Source organism: Streptomyces sp. SN-593 (genome assembly GCF_016756395.1).
Taxonomy (GTDB): domain Bacteria; phylum Actinomycetota; class Actinomycetes; order Streptomycetales; family Streptomycetaceae; genus Actinacidiphila; species Actinacidiphila reveromycinica.
Window position 1 is genome coordinate 8,611,044 of the sequence record NZ_AP018365.1, and the last position, 19,609, is coordinate 8,630,652.

1 protein-coding gene is annotated in these 19,609 nt (G+C 75.0%); it reads left to right on the top strand.

All coding sequences use genetic code 11. The annotated features are described in order from the left end of the window. The first annotated feature begins 5 nt into the window (after positions 1-5). On the top strand, positions 6-19,454 hold the full coding sequence (locus tag RVR_RS38805) for a type I polyketide synthase (protein ID WP_202238201.1): 19,449 nt from the start codon (positions 6-8) through the stop codon (positions 19,452-19,454). Positions 19,455-19,609: the final 155 nt, after the last annotated feature.

Consider the following 19,609-nt stretch of genomic DNA (forward strand, 5'->3'; position numbering starts at 1 on the left):
CACTAGTGAGTGACGAGAAGCTGCGGTACTTCCTGAAGAGGGTCACGGCCAACCTGCACGAGACCCGGCAGCGGTTGCAGGAGGTCGAGGCCGCGGCCGGCGAGCCGATCGCCGTGGTGTCCATGGGCTGCCGCTACCCGGGCGGAGTGGGCAGCCCGGAGGAGCTGTGGGACCTGGTCGCCTCGGGCACCGACGCGGTCGGGGCCTTCCCGCAGGACCGCGGCTGGGACGTCGAGGGGATGTACGACCCCGACCCGGACCGCGTCGGCGCCTCCTACGTACGGGCGGGCGGATTCGTCTACGGCGCGGGTGACTTCGACCCCGGCTTCTTCTCGATCAGCCCCCGCGAGGCGGCGGCGATGGACCCGCAGCAGCGGCTGCTGCTGGAGACGTCGTGGGAGGCGCTGGAGCGCGCCGGACTCGACCCGACCGGGCTGAGCGGCTCCCGCACGGGTGTCTTCGTCGGCGCCTCGACCTCCGGCTACGGATACGGCGAGGGCGTACCGCCCGAGCTGGAAGGGCACCTGGCGACGGGTACGGCGTCGAGCGTGATGTCCGGCCGGATCTCCTACCTGCTCGGGCTGGAGGGCCCGGCGGTCACCGTGGACACCGCCTGCTCCTCCTCCCTGCTGGCCATCCACCTCGCCTGCCAGGCGCTGCGCACCGGCGAGTGCACGATGGCGCTCGCCGGCGGTGCCACCGTCATGACCACCCCGACCGTGTTCGTGTGGACCAGCCGGCAGCGGGGCCTGGCGGCGGACGGCCGGTGCAAGGCGTTCTCGGCGGACGCCGACGGCATGGGCATGGCCGAGGGCGCCGGCATGATCCTGCTGGAACGCCTCTCCGACGCCCGCCGCAACGGCCACCCGGTCCTCGCGGTGATCCGCGGCAGCGCGATGAACCAGGACGGCGCGTCGAACGGCCTGACCGCGCCCAACGGACCCTCCCAGGAGGGCGTGATCCGCGCGGCGCTGGCCAACGCCCGCCTCGGCACGGGCGACGTGGACGCCGTCGAGGCGCACGGCACCGGTACCGCGCTGGGCGACCCGATCGAAGCCCAGGCGCTGCTGGCCACCTACGGTCAGGACCGCCCCGAGGACCGGCCGTTGTGGCTCGGCTCGTTCAAGTCGAACATCGGGCACGCGCAGCAGGCGTCGGGTGTCGCGGGCGTCATCAAGATGGTGCAGGCGCTCCGGCACGAGGTGTTGCCGCGGACGTTGCATGCGGAGGAGCCGTCGCCGCACGTGGACTGGGCGTCCGGCGGGGTGCGGTTGCTCAACGAGCCGGTGGAGTGGCGGTCGGAGGGCCGGCCGCGGCGGGCGGGTGTGTCGGCGTTCGGCATGAGCGGCACGAACGTGCACCTCATCCTGGAGGAGCCGACCGCCGCGACCGGGGGCGGAAGCGCGGACACGTCGGCCGGGGACGGGGAAGGCGCCGACCCGGCCGAGGCGGTGAGTGCGCCGGAAGACGGCGCGAGCGCACCCGAGGGAGACGCGGCCGACGCGGTACGGCGGCCCCTCGTCACCGGGCTGACGCCCTGGCCGGTGTCGGCCCGTTCCGTGCCGGGCCTGTCCGGGCAGACGGCACGGCTGGCGGCACACGTGGCGGCCCGCCCCGAGCTGGAACCGGCCGATGTGGCACGGTCGTTGGCCACGACCCGGACCTCGTTCGAGCACCGGAGCGTGGTCATCGGCAGCGGCCCGGCGGAACTGGCGGCTGCCCTCGGCGCGGCGACCGAGCGGCCCGGCAAGGAGATCGCGGTCCCCGGCGAACCCGGACAGGTCACGTTCGTGACCTCGGGTGTGGCGGGTGATGTGGGTCGGGTGGTGTTCGTGTTCCCGGGTCAGGGGGCGCAGTGGGTGGGGATGGGGCGGGAGTTGGCGTCGTGTTGTGGGGTTTTTGCGGAGCGGTTGGCGGAGTGTGGTGTGGCGTTGGCGCCGTGGGTGGGGTGGTCGTTGGAGGACGTGATTGGGGGTGTGGAGGGTGCTCCGGGGTTGGAGCGGGCTGAGGTGGTGCAGCCGGTGTTGTGGGCGGTGATGGTGTCGTTGGCGGCGGTGTGGGAGGCGGCGGGGGTGGTGCCGGATGCGGTGGTGGGGCATTCGCAGGGTGAGGTCGCGGCGGCGACGGTGGCGGGGATGTTGTCGTTGGAGGATGCGGCGCGGGTGGTGGTGGTGCGGTCGCGTGCGTTGTCGGGGTTGGACGCGCGGGCGGGGATGGTGTCGGTGGTGATGCCCGAGGCGGCCGTGCGGGAGATCTTGGAGCCCTGGGGGGACAGCCTGTCGATTGCCGCGGTGAATGGTCCTGCGGCGACGGTGGTGTCGGGTGGTCTGGAGGCGTTGGCGGAGTTCGAGGCGGAGTTGGCGAAGCGGCGGGCGATGCGGTGGCGGGTGCCGGACACCGACTTCGTGGCGCACTCGGCGAGGGTGGAGGGTCTGGAGCCGTTGCTCGCGGCGGAGTTGGCGGGGATACGGCCCGTCTCCGGTCGGGTTCCGCTGTATTCGACGGCGGAGTCCCGGTGGATGGACGGTGCCGAACTGGACGCTGGTTACTGGTTCACCAACGTGCGGCGGACGGTGCGGTTCGCCGACGCGGTGGCCGCCCTCGCTGGCAGCGGGCACCGTACGTTCATCGAGGTGTCGCCGCATCCGACGCTGGAGGCGGGGGTCGCCGACACCATCGACATGCTCGACGCGCCGGGCACCAACCCGCCCGTCGTCGCCGGGACCCTGCACCGGGACTTCCCGGCCGCCATCCAGATCCTCTCGGTCCTCGCCCGCGCCTGGACACGCGGGGTCAAGGTCGACTGGGCCGCGGTCACCGGGCCCGGCCGTGCCGTGGACCTGCCGACGTACGCCTTCCAGCGCGAGCGCTACTGGTACGGGCCGCAGGACCAGCTCGGCCGGGCCGCGTCGGGCCCGCGCCCCGCGAGGGGCGCCGACGGGGGCGGGTCCTCCGCCGCGGAGGCGCGGTTCTGGGCGGCCGTGGAGGGCGGTGACCTGGGGGAGCTGGCGGAGACGCTGGCGGTGGACGGGGAGCGGTCCTTCCGCGAGGTGCTGCCGGCTCTCGCGTCGTGGCGGCGTGAGGAGCGGGAGCAGTCGGTCACGGACGCGTGGCGCTACACGGTGGACTGGGCGCCGATCGGGGACGTGGACGGCGCCCGCCTGTCGGGGACGTGGGTGGTGGTGTCGCCGTCGCCCGACGCGGCGGCGGCCGGTGGAATGTCCGGTCTGGCGGCGGACTGCGCACGGGTGTTGGGCGAGCACGGTGCCCGGGTGGTGCGGGTCGAGGCGGGTGCCGGTGAGGTCGGCCGGGAGGCACTGGCGGTGCGGGTGCTGACCGCGCTGTCGGAGGCGGGGGAGCAGGAGCCGGCCGGTGTGCTGTCGCTGCTGGCGCTCGCCGGGGACGCCGGGACGGCCGCTTTCGCGGAGGGCCCGAGCGGTGTTCCCGCCGCGCTGTCGGGGTCGTTGGGGTTGGTGCAGGCGCTGGGCGACGCGGGGATCGGCGCGCCGCTGTGGACGGTCACGCGAGGGGCGGTGGCCGCGGGTCCGGACGACCACCTGACCGACCCGGTGCAGGGCCTGGTGTGGGGCCTGGGCCGGGTGGTGGCGCTGGAACACCCGGAGCGCTGGGGCGGGTTGGTCGACCTCCCGGTCGTGCTGGACCGGCGTGCGGGCGGGCGGCTGGCCGGGGTGCTGGCGGGGTGCGACGAGGACCAGGTGGCGATCCGTGCCGCCGGGGTGCTGGCGCGTCGTCTGGTCCGTGCGGCGCGTCCGGCGCGGCGTGACGGTGCGTGGGTGCCGTCGGGGACGGTCCTGGTGACGGGTGGCACGGGCGCGATCGGCGGGCACGTGGCGCGGTGGCTGGCCGAACGGGGCGCCCCGCGGGTCGTGTTGACGTCGCGGTCGGGCGCGGGTGCGCCCGATGTGGCCGAACTGGCCGCCGCGGTAGCGGAGTCGGGCACTGCCGTCGAGGTGGTGGCCTCGGACGTCGCCCGACGCGGGCACGTGGAAGCGGTCCTGGATCGGATCGGGGCGAGCGGTCCGCGGTTGTCGGGGGTCATGCACACGGCGGGTGTGATCGATGACGGTCTGCTGGACGGGATGGACGAGGGTCGGCTTGCCGGTGTGCTGGCGGCGAAGGCCGCGGGTGCGGCGTGGTTGGACGAGTTGACTTCCGATCTCGACCTTGAGCGGTTCGTGCTGTTCTCCTCCGCGGCGGCGACGTTCGGTGGTGCGGGGCAGGGCAACTATGCGGCGGCGAACGCGTACTTGGACGCGTTGGCGTTGTCGCGTGCGGGTTCCGGGCGTGCCGCGTTGTCGGTGGCGTTCGGTCCGTGGGCCGGGGGTGGGGTGGCGGAGGCGAACGAGGCGGTGCGGCAGCGGTTGCGGCGTGGTCCGTTGCCGGAGATGGATCCGGTGCTGGCGATGAACGCGTTCGCCCGGGCTGTGGACGGGCCGGGCGGTCTGGTCGCGGTGATGGACGTGGACTGGACCCAGTTCGCCGCCGCGGTGCCGGGAGCCGCCGACATCCCCTTCCTGCGGGACGTCCCCGAACTCGTCGCGGCGGCCACCGCGGCAGCGGCCGCTGCCGCCGCGGGGCAGCCCGGCGCGGGGGCCGGCCCGGTCGGTGCCGCCGATCTGGCCGCCCAGCTCACGGGCGCCACCCGCGCGGAGCAGGAGCGGGTGCTCACCGACCTCATTCGCGTCGCCGCGGCCGACGTGCTGGGCCACAGCGCCCCGGCCTCCATCCCCGCCGACCGGCCGTTCAGCGATCTGGGCTTCGACTCGCTCACGACGCTGGAGATGCGCCAGCAGATGAGCGCCCTCACCGGACTGCGACTGCCGGCCACCCTGCTGTTCGACTACCCCACTCCCGAAGTCCTGGCGGGCTTCCTGCGCAGCGAGCTGGGCGTTCCGGCGGCGGGCGGTGACGTGGCCCCCGCCGTGGCCGAGCCCGCCGCGGCCGGCTCCGGGGCGGACGGTGCCGCGCTCGGCGAACCGGTGGCGATCGTCGCGATGAGCTGCCGCTACCCCGGCGGCGTGACCGCACCGGAGGACCTCTGGGACCTGCTGGAAGCAGGCCGCGACGCCATCGGCGGCTTCCCCGAGGACCGCGGCTGGGACACCGGGGAACTGGACGACGGGACGGGCGGCTCGTACCGGCGGGCCGGCGGGTTCGTCCACGACGCCGGCGACTTCGACCCCGCCTTCTTCTCGATCAGCCCGCGCGAGGCCACCGCGATGGACCCGCAGCAGCGGCTGCTGCTGGAGATCGCCTGGGAGGCGTTGGAGCGGGCGGGCATCAACCCCCGCAGCCTGCGCGGCAGTTCGACCGGCGTGTTCGCGGGCGGCGCGTTCAACGGCTACGGCATCGGCGCGCAGTTCCGCGGCGACGTGGAGCAGGGCCTCGAAGGCCACCTGGTCACCGGCACCTCCACCAGCGTGCTGTCCGGCCGGCTGTCCTACGTGCTCGGGCTGGAGGGTCCCGCGGTCACCGTCGACACCGCGTGCTCCTCCTCCCTCGTCTCGCTGCACCTCGCCTGTCAGGCGCTGAAGGCGGGGGAGTGCGACCTCGCGCTCGCCGGCGGTGTCACGATCATGGCGATGCCCGGCGACGTGGTGGGCTTCTCCCGCCAGCGCCAGATGGGTCTGGCGGCGGACGGCCGGTGCAAGGCGTTCTCGGCGGACGCCGACGGCATGGGCATGGCCGAGGGCGCGGGCATGCTGGTCCTGGAGCGGTTGTCGGACGCGCGGCGCAACGGCCACGAGGTCCTGGCGGTGGTGCGGGGCAGCGCGATCAACCAGGACGGCGCGTCGAACGGGCTCACGGCGCCGAACGGCCCGTCCCAACAGCGGGTCATCCGGGCCGCGTTGGCGAACGCGCGGCTGTCCGCCGCCGACGTGGACGCCGTCGAGGCCCACGGCACCGGTACGGAGCTGGGCGACCCGATCGAGGCGCAGGCGCTGCTGGCCACCTACGGCCAGGACCGGCCGGAGGGCCGGCCCCTCCTGCTGGGGTCGGTCAAGTCCAACATCGGCCACAGCCAGTGCGCCGCCGGAGCCGCGGGCGTCATCAAGATGGTGCTGGCCCTCCAGCACCAGACCCTGCCCCGCACCCTGCACGCCGACGAGCCGTCCCCGTACGTGGACTGGTCCGCGGGGGCCGTCGAACTGCTCAACGCGCCAGTGGAGTGGACCGCCGGGGACCGCCCGCGCCGCGCCGGCGTGTCGTCCTTCGGGATGAGCGGGACGAACGCGCATGTGGTGTTGGAGGAGGCGCCGGCGGTCGAGGGCTCGGCTGTCGAGGTCGTGGGGGTGGTGGACGGTGGTGGGGTGCCGTTGGTGTCGGGTGTGGTGCCGTGGGTGGTGTCGGGGCGTTCGGTGGAGGGGCTTGGGGCGCAGGCGGGTCGGTTGGGTGCGTTCGTGGCCGACCGGCCGGGGGTGGATGTCGCGGATGTGGCCTGGTCGCTGGCGACCTCCCGTGCGGTCTTCGAGCACCGGGCGGTACTGGTCGGCAGCAGCCGGGACGAGTTGGCTGCGGGCGCGGACTCGGTGGTCTCCGGCACGTCGCGTTCGGGTGTGGTGTCGGGTGTGGCGGGTGATGTGGGTCGGGTGGTGTTCGTGTTCCCGGGTCAGGGGGCGCAGTGGGTGGGGATGGGGCGTGAGTTGGCGTCCTCGTGTGGGGTTTTTGCGGAGCGGTTGGCGGAGTGTGGTGCGGCGTTGGCGCCGTGGGTGGAGTGGTCGTTGGAGGACGTGATTGCGGGAATTGAGGGGGCTCCGGGGTTGGAGCGGGCCGAGGTGGTGCAGCCGGTGTTGTGGGCGGTGATGGTGTCGTTGGCGGCGGTGTGGGAGGCGGCGGGGGTGGTGCCGGATGCGGTGGTGGGGCATTCGCAGGGTGAGGTGGCGGCGGCGACGGTGGCGGGGATGTTGTCGTTGGAGGATGCGGCGCGGGTGGTGGTGGTGCGGTCGCGTGAGTTGTCGGGGTTGGACGCGCGGGCGGGGATGGTGTCGGTGGTGATGCCCGAGGCCGCCGTACGGGAGATCTTGGAGCCCTGGGGGGAAAGCCTGTCGATTGCTGCGGTGAATGGTCCTGCGGCGACGGTGGTGTCGGGTGGTCTGGAGGCGTTGGCGGAGTTCGAGGGGGAGTTGGCGAGGCGGCGGGTGATGCGGTGGCGGGTGTCGGACACGGATTTCGTGGCGCATTCGGCGTTGGTGGAGCCGTTGGAGTCGTTGTTGGCGGTGGAGTTGGCGGGGATTCGGCCGGTGTCGGGTCGGGTGCCGTTGTTCTCGACGGCGGAGTCGCGTTGGGTGGATGGCGCGGAGTTGGATGCGGGGTATTGGTACGCGAATGTGCGGCGGACGGTGCGGTTCGCGGACGCGGTGGTCGCTCTTGTGGGGAGTGGGCATCGTGCGTTTGTGGAGGTGTCGCCGCAGCCTGTGTTGGGTGGGGCGGTTGAGGAGACGGTGGGGGAGGTGGGTGGTTCGGGTGTGGTGGTGACGGGGACGTTGTCGCGGGAGGGTGCGGGTGGGGAGCGGTTGGTGGCGTCGTTGGCGGCGTTGTGGGTGGCGGGTGGTCCGGTGGATTGGCGGGCCGTGGTGGGTGGTGGGCGGCGGGTGGAGTTGCCGACGTACGCCTTCCAGCACCAGCGGTACTGGACCGCCACGCCGGAGAGCCGCACCCCGGCAGGCGGCGACGGCGCCCTCTCCCCGGCCGAGTCGGGTTTCTGGGCCGCGGTCGAGAACGGTGACTTGGCCGAGCTGGCGACGACCCTCTCCGTGGACGGGGAGCGCCCGCTCCGCGAGGTGCTGCCGGCGCTCGCGTCGTGGCGCCGCCAGGAGCGCGGCCGGTTCGCCACCGACGCGTGGCGCTACAGGACGGCCTGGGAGCGGCTGGCCGAGCCCGTCCCCGCCCGCCTGACCGGCACCTGGCTGGCGGTCGTACCGGCCGGGTCGGACGACGCCGACGGCGCGACCGGGCTGGTCGCGGACTGCGTGCGCGTGCTCGGCGAGCACGGCGCGCGCGTGGTGCGCGTCGAGGTCGGATCGGACGAACTGGACCGGGAGGCACTGGCGGTCCGGGTGCTCACGGCGCTGTCCGAGGCGGGGGAGACCGCACCCGCGGGTGTGGTGTCGTTGCTGGGTTTGGTGGAGGGGGTGGTGCCGGGGTTGCCTGGGGTTTCGGTGGGTGTGTTGGGTGCGCAGGTGGTGGTGCAGGGTTTGGCGGATGCCGGGGTGGGTGCGCCGGTGTGGTTGGTGACGTGTGGTGCGGTGGCGGCGGTGCCGGGTGAGGGTGTGGTGCGTCCGGTTCAGTCTCTGGTGTGGGGTTTGGGTCGGGTGGCGGCGTTGGAGGTGCCGGAGCGGTGGGGTGGTGTGGTGGATCTTCCGGTGGTGTGGGACGGGCGGGCTGCTGCGCGGTGGGTGGGGGTGTTGGCGGCGGGGGTTGAGGATCAGGTGGCGGTGCGTGTGTCGGGGGTGTGGGGTCGGCGTCTGGTGCGGGCGGCGCGTCCGGTGCGGCGTGGTGCGGGGTGGGTGCCGTCGGGGACGGTGTTGGTGACGGGTGGTACGGGGGCGATCGGTGGGCATAGTGCGCGGTGGTTGGCGGGGCGGGGTGCGCCGCGTGTGGTGTTGGTTTCGCGGTCGGGTCCGGGTGCGGTGGGGGTTGCCGGGTTGGTTGCCGGGGTGGCGTCGGCGGGTTCCGCGGTGGAGGTGGTGTCCGCTGATGTGGCCGATCGTTCCGGCCTGGAGGGGTTGTTGGGTCGGATCGGGGCTGGTGGTCCGGCTTTGTGTGGTGTGCTGCACACGGCCGGGTTGGTGCAGAACACGCCGTTGGAGGAGACGGACGCGGCGGAGATGGCGGAGGTGCTGGCGGCGAAGGCCGAGGGTGCCCGCCTGTTGGACGAGTTGACCGCGGGCCTCCCGCTGGAGCAGTTCGTGGTCTTCTCCTCGATCGCGGCGACCTGGGGCAGCGCCATGCAGCCCGCGTACGCCGCCGCGAACACCTACCTGGAGGCCCTGGCGGAGCATCGTCGGGGCCGGGGGCTGCCGGCCACCAGCGTGGCGTGGGGGCCCTGGGGCGGCGGCGGCATGACCGACGCCGAGGGCGGCCGGCAGCTCCGGCGGCGCGGTCTGCCGGTGATGGACCCCGCGCTGCTGGTCTCCGCGCTGGCGAGCGCGATCGACACCCGTGAGGACCACCGGACCGTCGCTGACGTCGACTGGGCGACGTTCGCGCCCCCGTACACGCTGCGGCGGCCGAGCCCGCTGCTGTCCGGCCTCCCCGAGGTCGTCCGCGTCCTGGCCGCGGCCGAGGAGGAGCAGGCCGGGTCGGCGGAGGGCGGCGCCGAACTCCGCGCCCGGCTGGCCGGGTTGGCGGTGGCCGAACAGGAGCGTCTGCTGACCGACCTGATCCGGGCCACGGCCGCCCCCGTGCTGGGGCACAGCGGCCCGCAGGCCATCGAGCCGGGCCGCGCGTTCAGCGACCTCGGCTTCGACTCGCTCACCGCCGTGGAACTGCGCAACCAGCTCACCCAGGCCACCGGGCTGCGGCTGCCGGCCACCCTGCTCTTCGACCACCCCACCCCCGCCGTCGCCGCGAGGTTCCTGCTCGCGGAGCTGACCGGCGCGGTCGGTGACACGCCCGAGGTGCCCGTGACGGCCGCGGCGGCGGGCGAGCCGATCGCCGTGGTGGCGATGGGCTGCCGCTATCCGGGCGGGATCACGAGCCCGGAGGAGCTGTGGGACCTGGTGGTCGCCGGCACCGACGCGGTCGGGGCCTTCCCGCAGGACCGCGGCTGGGACGTCGAGGGGATGTACGACCCCGACCCGGACCGGGTGGGGTCGTCGTACGTGCGGACAGGCGGATTCGTCTACGGCGCGGGCGACTTCGACCCGGCGTTCTTCGGGATCAGCCCGCGCGAGGCGCTGGCGATGGACCCGCAGCAGCGGCTGCTGCTGGAGACCTCCTGGGAGGCGCTGGAGCGCGCCGGCATCGACCCGGGGGCGCTGCGGGGCAGCTCCACCGGCGTGTTCGTCGGGGCGTCCTCCTCCGGCTACGGGTTCGACGGCGGCCTGCCCGCCGAGCTCGAAGGCCACCTGTCCACGGGGATGGCGTCGAGCGTGATGTCGGGGCGGGTGTCCTACCTGCTCGGTCTGGAGGGCCCGGCGGTCACGGTGGACACCGCCTGCTCGTCGGCGCTCGTCGCCCTGCACCTGGCCTGCCAGGCGCTGCGGTCCGGCGAGTGCACGATGGCGCTGGCCGGCGGCGTCACCGTCATGGCCACCCCCACCGTCTTCATCCTCACCAGCCGGCAGCGGGGCCTGGCGGCGGACGGCCGGTGCAAGGCGTTCTCGGCGGACGCCGACGGCATGGGCATGGCCGAGGGCGCGGGCATGCTGGTGCTGGAGCGCCTGTCGGAGGCGCGCCGCAACGGTCACCCGGTCCTCGCGGTGATCCGCGGCAGCGCGATGAACCAGGACGGCGCGTCGAACGGCCTGACCGCGCCCAACGGCCCCGCCCAGCAGCGGGTGATCCGGGCCGCGCTGGCCAGCGCGCAGGTCGGCGGAGCGGAGGTCGACGCCGTCGAGGCGCACGGCACCGGTACCGCGCTGGGCGACCCGATCGAGGCGCAGGCGCTGCTGGCCACCTACGGCCAGGAGCACCCGGACGACCGGCCGCTGTGGCTCGGCTCGCTGAAGTCGAACATCGGGCACGCGCAGCAGGCGTCGGGCGTCGCGGGCGTGATCAAGATGGTGCAGGCGCTGCAACACCGCCTGCTGCCGCGGACGTTGCACGCGGAGGAGCCGTCGCCGCATGTGGACTGGGCGTCGGGTGCGGTGCGGTTGTTGAACGAGCCGGTGGAGTGGCGGTCGGAGGGCCGGCCGCGGCGGGCGGGTGTGTCGGCGTTCGGCATGAGCGGCACCAATGTGCACGTGATCCTGGAGGAGAGCCCCGCGGGCCCGGCGGCCCCCGCCGACGGAGACGACCCCGCAGTCGAAGGACCGGCCGTGTCGGCCCTCGAACCGGCCCTCGAACCGGCCGTCGCCGGTGGGGAGTACGGGAGCGCGTCCGCCCCGCATCGGCCGCTCGTGTCGGGCGCGGTGCCGTGGGTAATCTCGGCCAGGTCCGCGGAGGGCGTCGTCGCCCAGGCGGCCCGGCTGCGCGACGCCGTGGCTGGCCGGTCCGAGGAGGATGCCCCTGACCTCGCCTGGTCGTTGGCGACCTCCCGTTCGGTCTTCGAGCACCGCGCGGTGCTGGTCGGACGCGACTGGTACGAGCTGACCGCGGGCGTGGACGCCGTCGCCTCCGGTCGGCCCTGGCCGGGACTGGCGTCGGGTGTGGCAGCGGACATGGGTCGGGTGGTGTTCGTGTTCCCGGGTCAGGGGGCGCAGTGGGTGGGGATGGGGCGTGAGTTGGCGTCGTGTTGTGGGGTGTTTGCGGAGCGGTTGGCGGAGTGTGGTGTGGCGTTGGCGCCGTGGGTGGGGTGGTCGTTGGAGGACGTGATTGCGGGGGTTGAGGGTGCTCCGGGGTTGGAGCGGGCTGAGGTGGTGCAGCCGGTGTTGTGGGCGGTGATGGTGTCGTTGGCTGCGGTGTGGGAGGCGGCGGGGGTGGTGCCGGATGCGGTGGTGGGGCATTCGCAGGGTGAGGTGGCGGCGGCGACGGTGGCGGGGATGTTGTCGTTGGAGGATGCGGCGCGGGTGGTGGTGGTGCGGTCGCGTGCGTTGTCGGGGTTGGGGGCGCGGGCGGGGATGGTGTCGGTGGTGATGCCCGAGGCGGCCGTGCGGGAGATCTTGGAGCCCTGGGGGGAGAGCCTGTCGATTGCTGCGGTGAATGGTCCTGCGGCGACGGTGGTGTCGGGTGGTCTGGAGGCGTTGGCGGAGTTCGAGGCGGAGTTGGCGAAGCGGCGGGCGATGCGGTGGCGGGTGCCGGACACGGATTTCGTCGCCCACTCGGCGAGGGTCGAGAGCCTGGAGCCGTTGCTCGCGGCGGAGTTGGCGGACATCCGTCCCGCGTCCGGCCATGTGCCGCTCTACTCGACGGCGGAGTCCCGGTGGATGGACGGTGCCGAACTGGACGCCGGTTACTGGTTCACCAACGTGCGGCGGACCGTGCGGTTCGCCGATGCCGTGGAGGTGCTGGCGAGCGAGGGGCACCGTACGTTCATCGAGGTGTCGCCGCATCCGACGCTGGAGGCGGGGGTCGCCGACACCATCGACATGCTCGACGCGCCGGGCACCAACCCGCCCGTCGTGAGCGGCACGTTGCACCAGGAGAGCAGCGGCGCGGCGCAGATCCTGACGGTCCTGTCGCGTGCCTTCGCGCGCGGCGTCGCCGTCGACTGGGCCGCCGTGCTCGGCGGCGGGCAGCGGGTGGACCTGCCGACGTACGCCTTCCAGCGCGAGCGCTACTGGTACACCTCGCAGCCGCCGACCGGCGTCGTCCGAGGCGGCGACGGCGCGGTTCCCCCGGGCGAGGCGCGGTTCTGGGCGGCCGTGGAGGGCGGTGACCTGGGGGAGTTGGCGGCGACGCTGGCGGTGGACGGGGAGCGGTCCTTCCGCGAGGTGCTGCCGGCTCTCGCGTCGTGGCGGCGTGAGGAGCGGGAGCAGTCGGTCACGGACGCCTGGCGCTACACGGTGGATTGGGCGCCGGTCGGGGAGCCCGACACGGCGCGGCTGTCCGGCACGTGGCTGCTGGTGGTTCCTGCGCCTGACGGCGAGCGGGGCGGCGCGGACCCTCTCGCCGCCGCCTGCGGGCAGGTGCTGGGCGAGCACGGCGCCCGGGTGGTACGGATCGAGGTGGCACCGGAGGAACTGGCCCGGGACGCGCTGGCGGTGCGGGTGCTGACCGCGCTGTCGGAGGCGGGGGAGCAGGAGCCGGCCGGTGTGCTGTCGCTGCTGGCCCTCGCCGGGAGCACCGGCGGCCGGTTCGCCGACGGTTCCGGCGCGGCCCCCGCCGGGCTGTCGGGCACGCTCGGCGTGGTGCAGGCGCTGGGCGACGCGGGGATCGGCGCGCCGCTGTGGACGGTGACGTGCGGGGCGGTCGCGGCCGCACCCGGCGAGACGTTGGAGAACGCCGCTCAGGGCATGGTCTGGGGCCTGGGCCGGGTGGCGGCGCTGGAACACCCCGAGCGCTGGGGCGGACTCGTGGACCTGCCGCCGGTGCTGGACCGCCGTGCCGGCGCGCGGCTGGCCGGGGTCCTCGCCGGCGGCGACGAGGACCAGGTCGCGGTCCGACCGGCCGGGGTGCTCGCGCGTCGTCTGGTCCGTGCGGCGCGTCCGGCGCGGCGTGACGGCGCGTGGGTGCCGTCGGGGACAATCCTGGTGACGGGCGGCACGGGTGCGATCGGCGGGCACGTGGCCCGGTGGTTGGCCGAACGGGGCGCGCCGCGGGTCGTGTTGACGTCGCGCTCCGGGCCGTCCGCCGCGGACGTCGCCGAACTCGCCGCCGCCCTGGCCGGATCGGGTACGGCCGCCGAGGTCGTGTCCGCCGACGTGGCGGCGCGCCACCAGGTGGCCTCCCTGCTGGACCGGGTCGGGGCGAGCGGTCCGCGGTTGTCGGGGGTCATGCACACGGCGGGTGTGATCGATGACGGTCTGCTGGACGGGATGGACGAGGGTCGGCTTGCCGGCGTGCTGGCGGCGAAGGCCGCGGGTGCGGCGTGGTTGGACGAGTTGACTTCGGATCTCGACCTGGAGCGGTTCGTGCTGTTCTCCTCCGCGGCGGCGACGTTCGGTGGTGCGGGGCAGGGCAACTATGCGGCGGCGAACGCGTACTTGGACGCGTTGGCGTTGTCGCGTGCGGGTTCCGGGCGTGCCGCGTTGTCGGTGGCGTTCGGTCCGTGGGCCGGGGGTGGGGTGGCGGAGGCGAACGAGGCGGTGCGGCAGCGGTTGCGGCGTGGTCCGTTGCCGGAGATGGATCCGGTGCTGGCGATGAACGCGTTCGCCCGGGCTGTGGACGGGCCGGGCGGTCTGGTCGCGGTGATGGACGTGGACTGGACCCAGTTCGCCGCCGTCCCCGGCGCGCTCGACGTCGCGTTCGTGCGCGACGTCCCCGAACTCGCCGCGGCCGCGGCTTCGGCGGCCGCTGCCGCCGCGGGCCAGAACACCGCCGGCGCGGCCCCGGTCGGGGCCGAGGACCTGGTCGGCCGGCTCACCGGCGTGTCCCGGGCCGAGCAGGACCGCGTCCTCACCGACCTGATCCGCTCCGCGGCCGCCGAGGTGCTGGGCCACGGCGCGTCCGCCTCCGTCCCCGCCGATCGGCCGTTCAGCGATCTGGGCTTCGACTCGCTCACGACACTGGAGATGCGGCAGCAGATGAGCGCGCTCACCGGGCTGCGTCTGCCGGCCACCCTGCTGTTCGACTACCCCACCCCGGAGGTCCTGGCGGGATTCCTGCGCGTCGAGCTGGGGGTCGCCGCCGCCGGCGACGGCCCCGACCCGGCCGTGTCCGGCGCCGCCTCGGCGGTGGCGGGCACGGAGCCGGACGAGCCGGTCGCGATCGTCGCGATGAGCTGCCGCTACCCCGGTGGCGTGGCCAGCCCCGAGGACCTGTGGGAGGTGCTGTCCACCGGGCGCGACGCGATCGGCGGCTTCCCCCGTGACCGCGGCTGGGACACCGACGACCTGTACGACCCGGAGCCCGGGCGCCCCGGCAGCGTCTACGTGCGGGCCGGCGGGTTCGTCCACGACGCCGGGGACTTCGACCCCGCCTTCTTCTCCATCAGCCCGCGTGAGGCGCTGGCCATGGACCCGCAGCAGCGCATCCTGCTGGAGATCGCCTGGGAGGCGCTGGAGCGCGCCGGCCTGGACCCCCGGGCCCTGCGCGGCACGTCGACCGGCGTCTTCGTCGGCGGCTACTCGTCGGGCTACGGCCTCAGCCTGGTCCTCCAGGGCTCCGGGCAGGCCGAGGGCCACCTCATGACGGGCAACGCCGGCAGCGTGCTGTCCGGCCGGCTGTCGTACGCCTTCGGGCTGGAGGGCCCGGCGGTCACCGTGGACACCGCCTGCTCGTCGTCGCTCGTGACGCTGCACCTCGCCTGCCAGGCGCTGAAGGCCGGCGAGTGCGACCTCGCGCTGGCCGGCGGCGTCACCATCATGGCCAACCCGATGGACCTGGTGGAGATGTCCCGGCAGCGGGGCCTGGCGGCGGACGGCCGGTGCAAGGCGTTCTCGGCGTCGGCCGACGGGATGGGCATGGCGGAGGGCGCCGGCATGATCGTGCTGGAACGGCTCTCCGACGCCCGCCGCAACGGCCACCACGTGCTCGCGGTCGTCGCCGGCTCCGCGGTGAACCAGGACGGCGCGTCGAACGGCCTGACCGCCCCCAACGGCCCGTCCCAGCAGCGGGTCATCCGCGCCGCCCTGGCCAGCGCGCGGCTGTCGGCCGCCGACATCGACGCCGTCGAGGCCCACGGCACCGGGACCGAGCTGGGCGACCCCATCGAGGCGCAGGCCCTGCTCGCCACCTACGGCCAGGACCGGCCCGCTGACCGGCCGCTGCTGCTGGGGTCGGTCAAGTCCAACATCGGCCACACGCAGGCCGCGGCCGGCGCCGCCGGCGTCATCAAGATGGTGCTGGCCCTCCAGCACCGGACCCTGCCCCGCACCCTGCACGCGGACGAGCCGTCGCCCCACGTGGACTGGTCGGCCGGCGAGGTGCGGCTGCTGAACGACGGCACGGCGTGGCCCGCGGAGGGCGGGCGCCCGCGCCGGGCCGGCGTGTCGGCGTTCGGGGTCAGCGGCACCAACGCCCACGTGGTGCTGGCGGAGGCGCCGGCCGTGGACGGCGCGGACACCGCGGACGGTGACGGCGCCGGCGGCGACCTCCCGGCGGCGCCCCCGGTGCTGGCGGGCGCGACCGCGTCCGCGGGTGCCGGTGCGCACCCCGCGTCGGGCTGGCTGCTGTCCGCGCGGACCGCCGAAGGGCTCGCGGCTCAGGCGGCCCGGGTCCGCGAGTTCGCCTCCACCCGGCCGGAGTCGGCGCCGGCGGACGTGGCGTGGTCGCTGGCGACGACCCGTTCGACCTTCGAGCACCGCGCGGTCGTGACGGGAAGCGGCCGGGACGACCTGCTGGCCGGCCTCGCGGCGGTGGCGGCGGGCGTGCCGGCCGCGGGAGTCGTCTCCGGCGAGGTGCCGGCCGACGGTGACCCGGGTCGGATCGCGTTCGTCTTCCCGGGCCAGGGCAGTCAGTGGGCGGGGATGGGTGCCGAACTGGCCCGGGTGAGCCCGGTGTTCGCGGCGCGGTTGGACGAGTGCGAGACGGCCCTCGCCCCGTTCGTGGACTGGTCGCTGCGTGAGGTGCTGGCCGAGGGGCCGGGTGCTCCGGGCCTGGACCGGGTGGATGTGGTGCAGCCGGCGTTGTGGGCGGTGCTCGTGTCGTTGGCGGCGGTATGGCAGGCGGCGGGGGTCATCCCCGATGCGGTGGTGGGCCACTCGCAGGGGGAGATCGCGGCGGCGGTGGTGGCGGGCGTGTTGTCGTTGGAGGACGGCGCCCGGGTGGTGGCGTTGCGGAGCCAGGCGTTGCGTGCGTTGGCCGGTCGTGGCGGGATGATGTCGATCGCCGCGGGTGAGGAGGCGGTGCGGGCGCGTATCGCGTCGTATGGGGAGCGGGTGTCCGTCGCGGCTCTCAACGGGCCCGCGGCCACGGTCGTTTCAGGTGATCCCGAAGCCCTGGAGGAGCTGGCGGCGGCCTGCGAGGCGGACGGCGTACGGGCCCGGGTCCTGCCGGTGGACTACGCGTCGCATTCGCCGCAGGTGGAGGAGTTGGAGGCGCAGATCCGGGGTGCCCTGGACGGCCTGGCACCCCGGCGCGGCACGATCCCCGTGGTCTCGTCCATGACAGGTGGGGTGATCGACGGCACCGCGATGGACGCCGGCTACTGGTACGACAGCCTGCGGGCGCCCGTCCGGTTCGGCGAGGCCGTCGCCACGCTGGCCGGGTCCGGGCACGGCGTGTTCGTGGAGACCTCCCCCCACCCCGTGCTGACCGGCGCCGTCGCCGACACCGTCGAGGCCGCGGTCACGGACGCCGACGAGGAGGGCACCGGCGGGAGCGGGGCCGTCGTGACCGGCACGCTGCGCCGCGAGGACGGCGGGGCCGCCCGGCTGCTCGCCTCGCTCGCCGAGGCCCACGTGCGCGGGGTGCGGGTCGACTGGGCCGCCGTGCTGCCGGCCGGCCGCCGGGTCGACCTGCCCACGTACGCCTTCCAGCACCAGCGGTACTGGCCGGAGGTGTCGCTCAACCTCGACCTCGGCGCGTTGCGGGGACCCGGCGGCGGCCCCCGGACCGGGGGCGGAGCGGCCGAGGCGCGGTTCTGGGCCGCGGTCGAGGGCGAGGACCTCGGGGAGTTGGCGAGCACGCTCGCGGTGGACGACCACGAGCGGCTGCGCTCGGTGCTGCCCGCGCTGGCGTCGTGGCGGCACCGCGAGCGCGACGAGTCCGCCCTCGCGTCCTGGCGGTACCGGATCGACTGGACGCCGGTCACCGACCCGGGCCCGGCCACCCTTTCGGGCCTGTGGCTGGTCATGACCCCGGGCGCCGAGGCGGTCGGCCCCGACCTCGCCGAGGCGTGCGCGGAGGCCCTGGGCCGGCGGGGTGCGCGTGTCGCGGTGGTCGAGGCCGGCGCCGCCGACCTCGACCGTGCCGCGCTGGCCGGGATCGTCGGGCAGGCGGTCGCCGCGGCCCACCACGACGGCGACGGGACGCCACCGCCCGCCCCGGCGGGCGTGCTGTCCCTGCTCGCGCTGGACGGGTCGCCGCTGACCGGCCACCCGCACCTGGCGGCCGGACCGGCCCGGACCCAGACCCTCGTGCAGGCCCTCGGCGACCTGCGACTCGGCGCCCCGGTGTGGGCGGTCACCCGGGGCGCGGTCGCCACCGACCCGGCCGAGGCGGCGCCCGATCCCGTGCAGGCCCAGGTCTGGGGCATGGGACGGGTGGCCGGCCTGGAACACCCGGACTGGTGGGGCGGCCTGGTGGACCTGCCGCCGGCGTGGGACGAGCGCGTGGCCGGGCGGTTGTGCGCGCTGCTGGCCGGCTGCGGCGAGGACCAGGCGGCGATCCGGCCCGCGGGCATCATGGCCCGGCGGCTGGTGCGCGCACCGCTGCCGGCCGGCGGCGCGCGGCCGTGGCACACCCGGGGCACGGCCCTGGTCACCGGCGGCACCGGCGCCATCGGCGGCCGCACGGCCCGCTGGCTGGCCGGGCGCGGCAGCGAGAGGATCGTGCTCGCCGGCCGTTCCGGCCCCGCCGCGCCCCAGGTGGCCGCGCTCGCGGCGGACCTGGCCGGACGCGGCGCCGACGTCGACGTGGTCGCCTGCGATGTCGCCCGGCGCGACGAGACGGCGGGCCTGCTGGAACGGATCGCGTCCCGCGGCCCGGCCCTGCGCGCGGTGCTGCACGCCGCCGGGGCACCCCAGTCCACCGCGCTGGAGCACACCGACCACGCCGAACTGGCCGCGGTGCTCGCCGCCAAGGCCGCCGGCGCGGCGCACCTCGACGCGCTGACCGCGGACGCCGACCTGGACGCGTTCGTGCTGTTCTCCTCGGCCGCCGCGACCTGGGGCAGCGGCATGCAGCCCGGATACGCCGCCGCCAACGCCTTCCTGGACGCCCTCGCCGAGAACCGCCGGTCCCGCGGCCTGCCCGGTACCGCCGTGGCGTGGGGCCTGTGGGGCGGGGGCGGCATGGGGGCCGGCGAGGGCGGCCGGCTGCTCGAACGGCACGGCGTCCTGGCCATGGAACCGGACCTGCTGGTCCGGTCGCTGGAGCGCGCCCTGGCCGGCGGCGAGGGCGCGCTGACGGTGGCCGACGTCGACTGGCAGCGCTTCGCGCCGCCCTTCACCCTGCGCCGGCCCAGCCCGCTGATCGCCGACCTGCCCGAGGTGCGCCAGGCCCTGGCCGGCGGCGGGGAGGAGCCCGACGCGGGCACCGACACGGCGGCGGGCGGCAAGCTCGGCCGCGAACTGGCCGACCTGTCCCGGACCGAGCAGGACCGTGCCCTGGTCCGCATCATCCGGTCCGAGGCGGCGGCGGTGCTCGGCTATCCCTCGCCCGACTCCGTGCCGGCCGCCCGGCCCTTCCGCGACCTCGGCTTCGACTCCCTGACGGCGGTCGAACTGCGCAACCACCTCACCGCGGCGACCGGCCTGCGGCTGCCCGCGACCCTCGTCTTCGACTACCCCACCCCCGCGGACCTGGCCGCCTACGTGTGGGGTGAGGTCTTCGGACGTGAGCCGGAGTCGGACACGGTGGTCGAGGAACTCGACCGCGTCGACTCGCTGCTGTCGGGTCTCGCGCCGGACAGCGCGGCCTACGACCTGGTCAACCGGCGGCTCCAGGAGTTCCTGGCCAAGTGGAGCGGCGCCGGCCGGGGCGGCGGCGAGGTGGCGAAGAAGATCAGCGCGGCGAGCGACGACGCGCTCTTCGACTTCATCGACAAGCAGTTCGGCCGGTCGTGAGCCCCCGCGCGGGCACCGTCCGACCCCTCCGTCGGCCCGGACCCGATGCGACCTGATCCGCCCGATGCGACCTGATCCGACCTGATCCGACCTTCCCGACCGGTGGCCCCACCGGTCCGACCGATGCGAAACGTCCAGAGACCGTCTGACGAGCG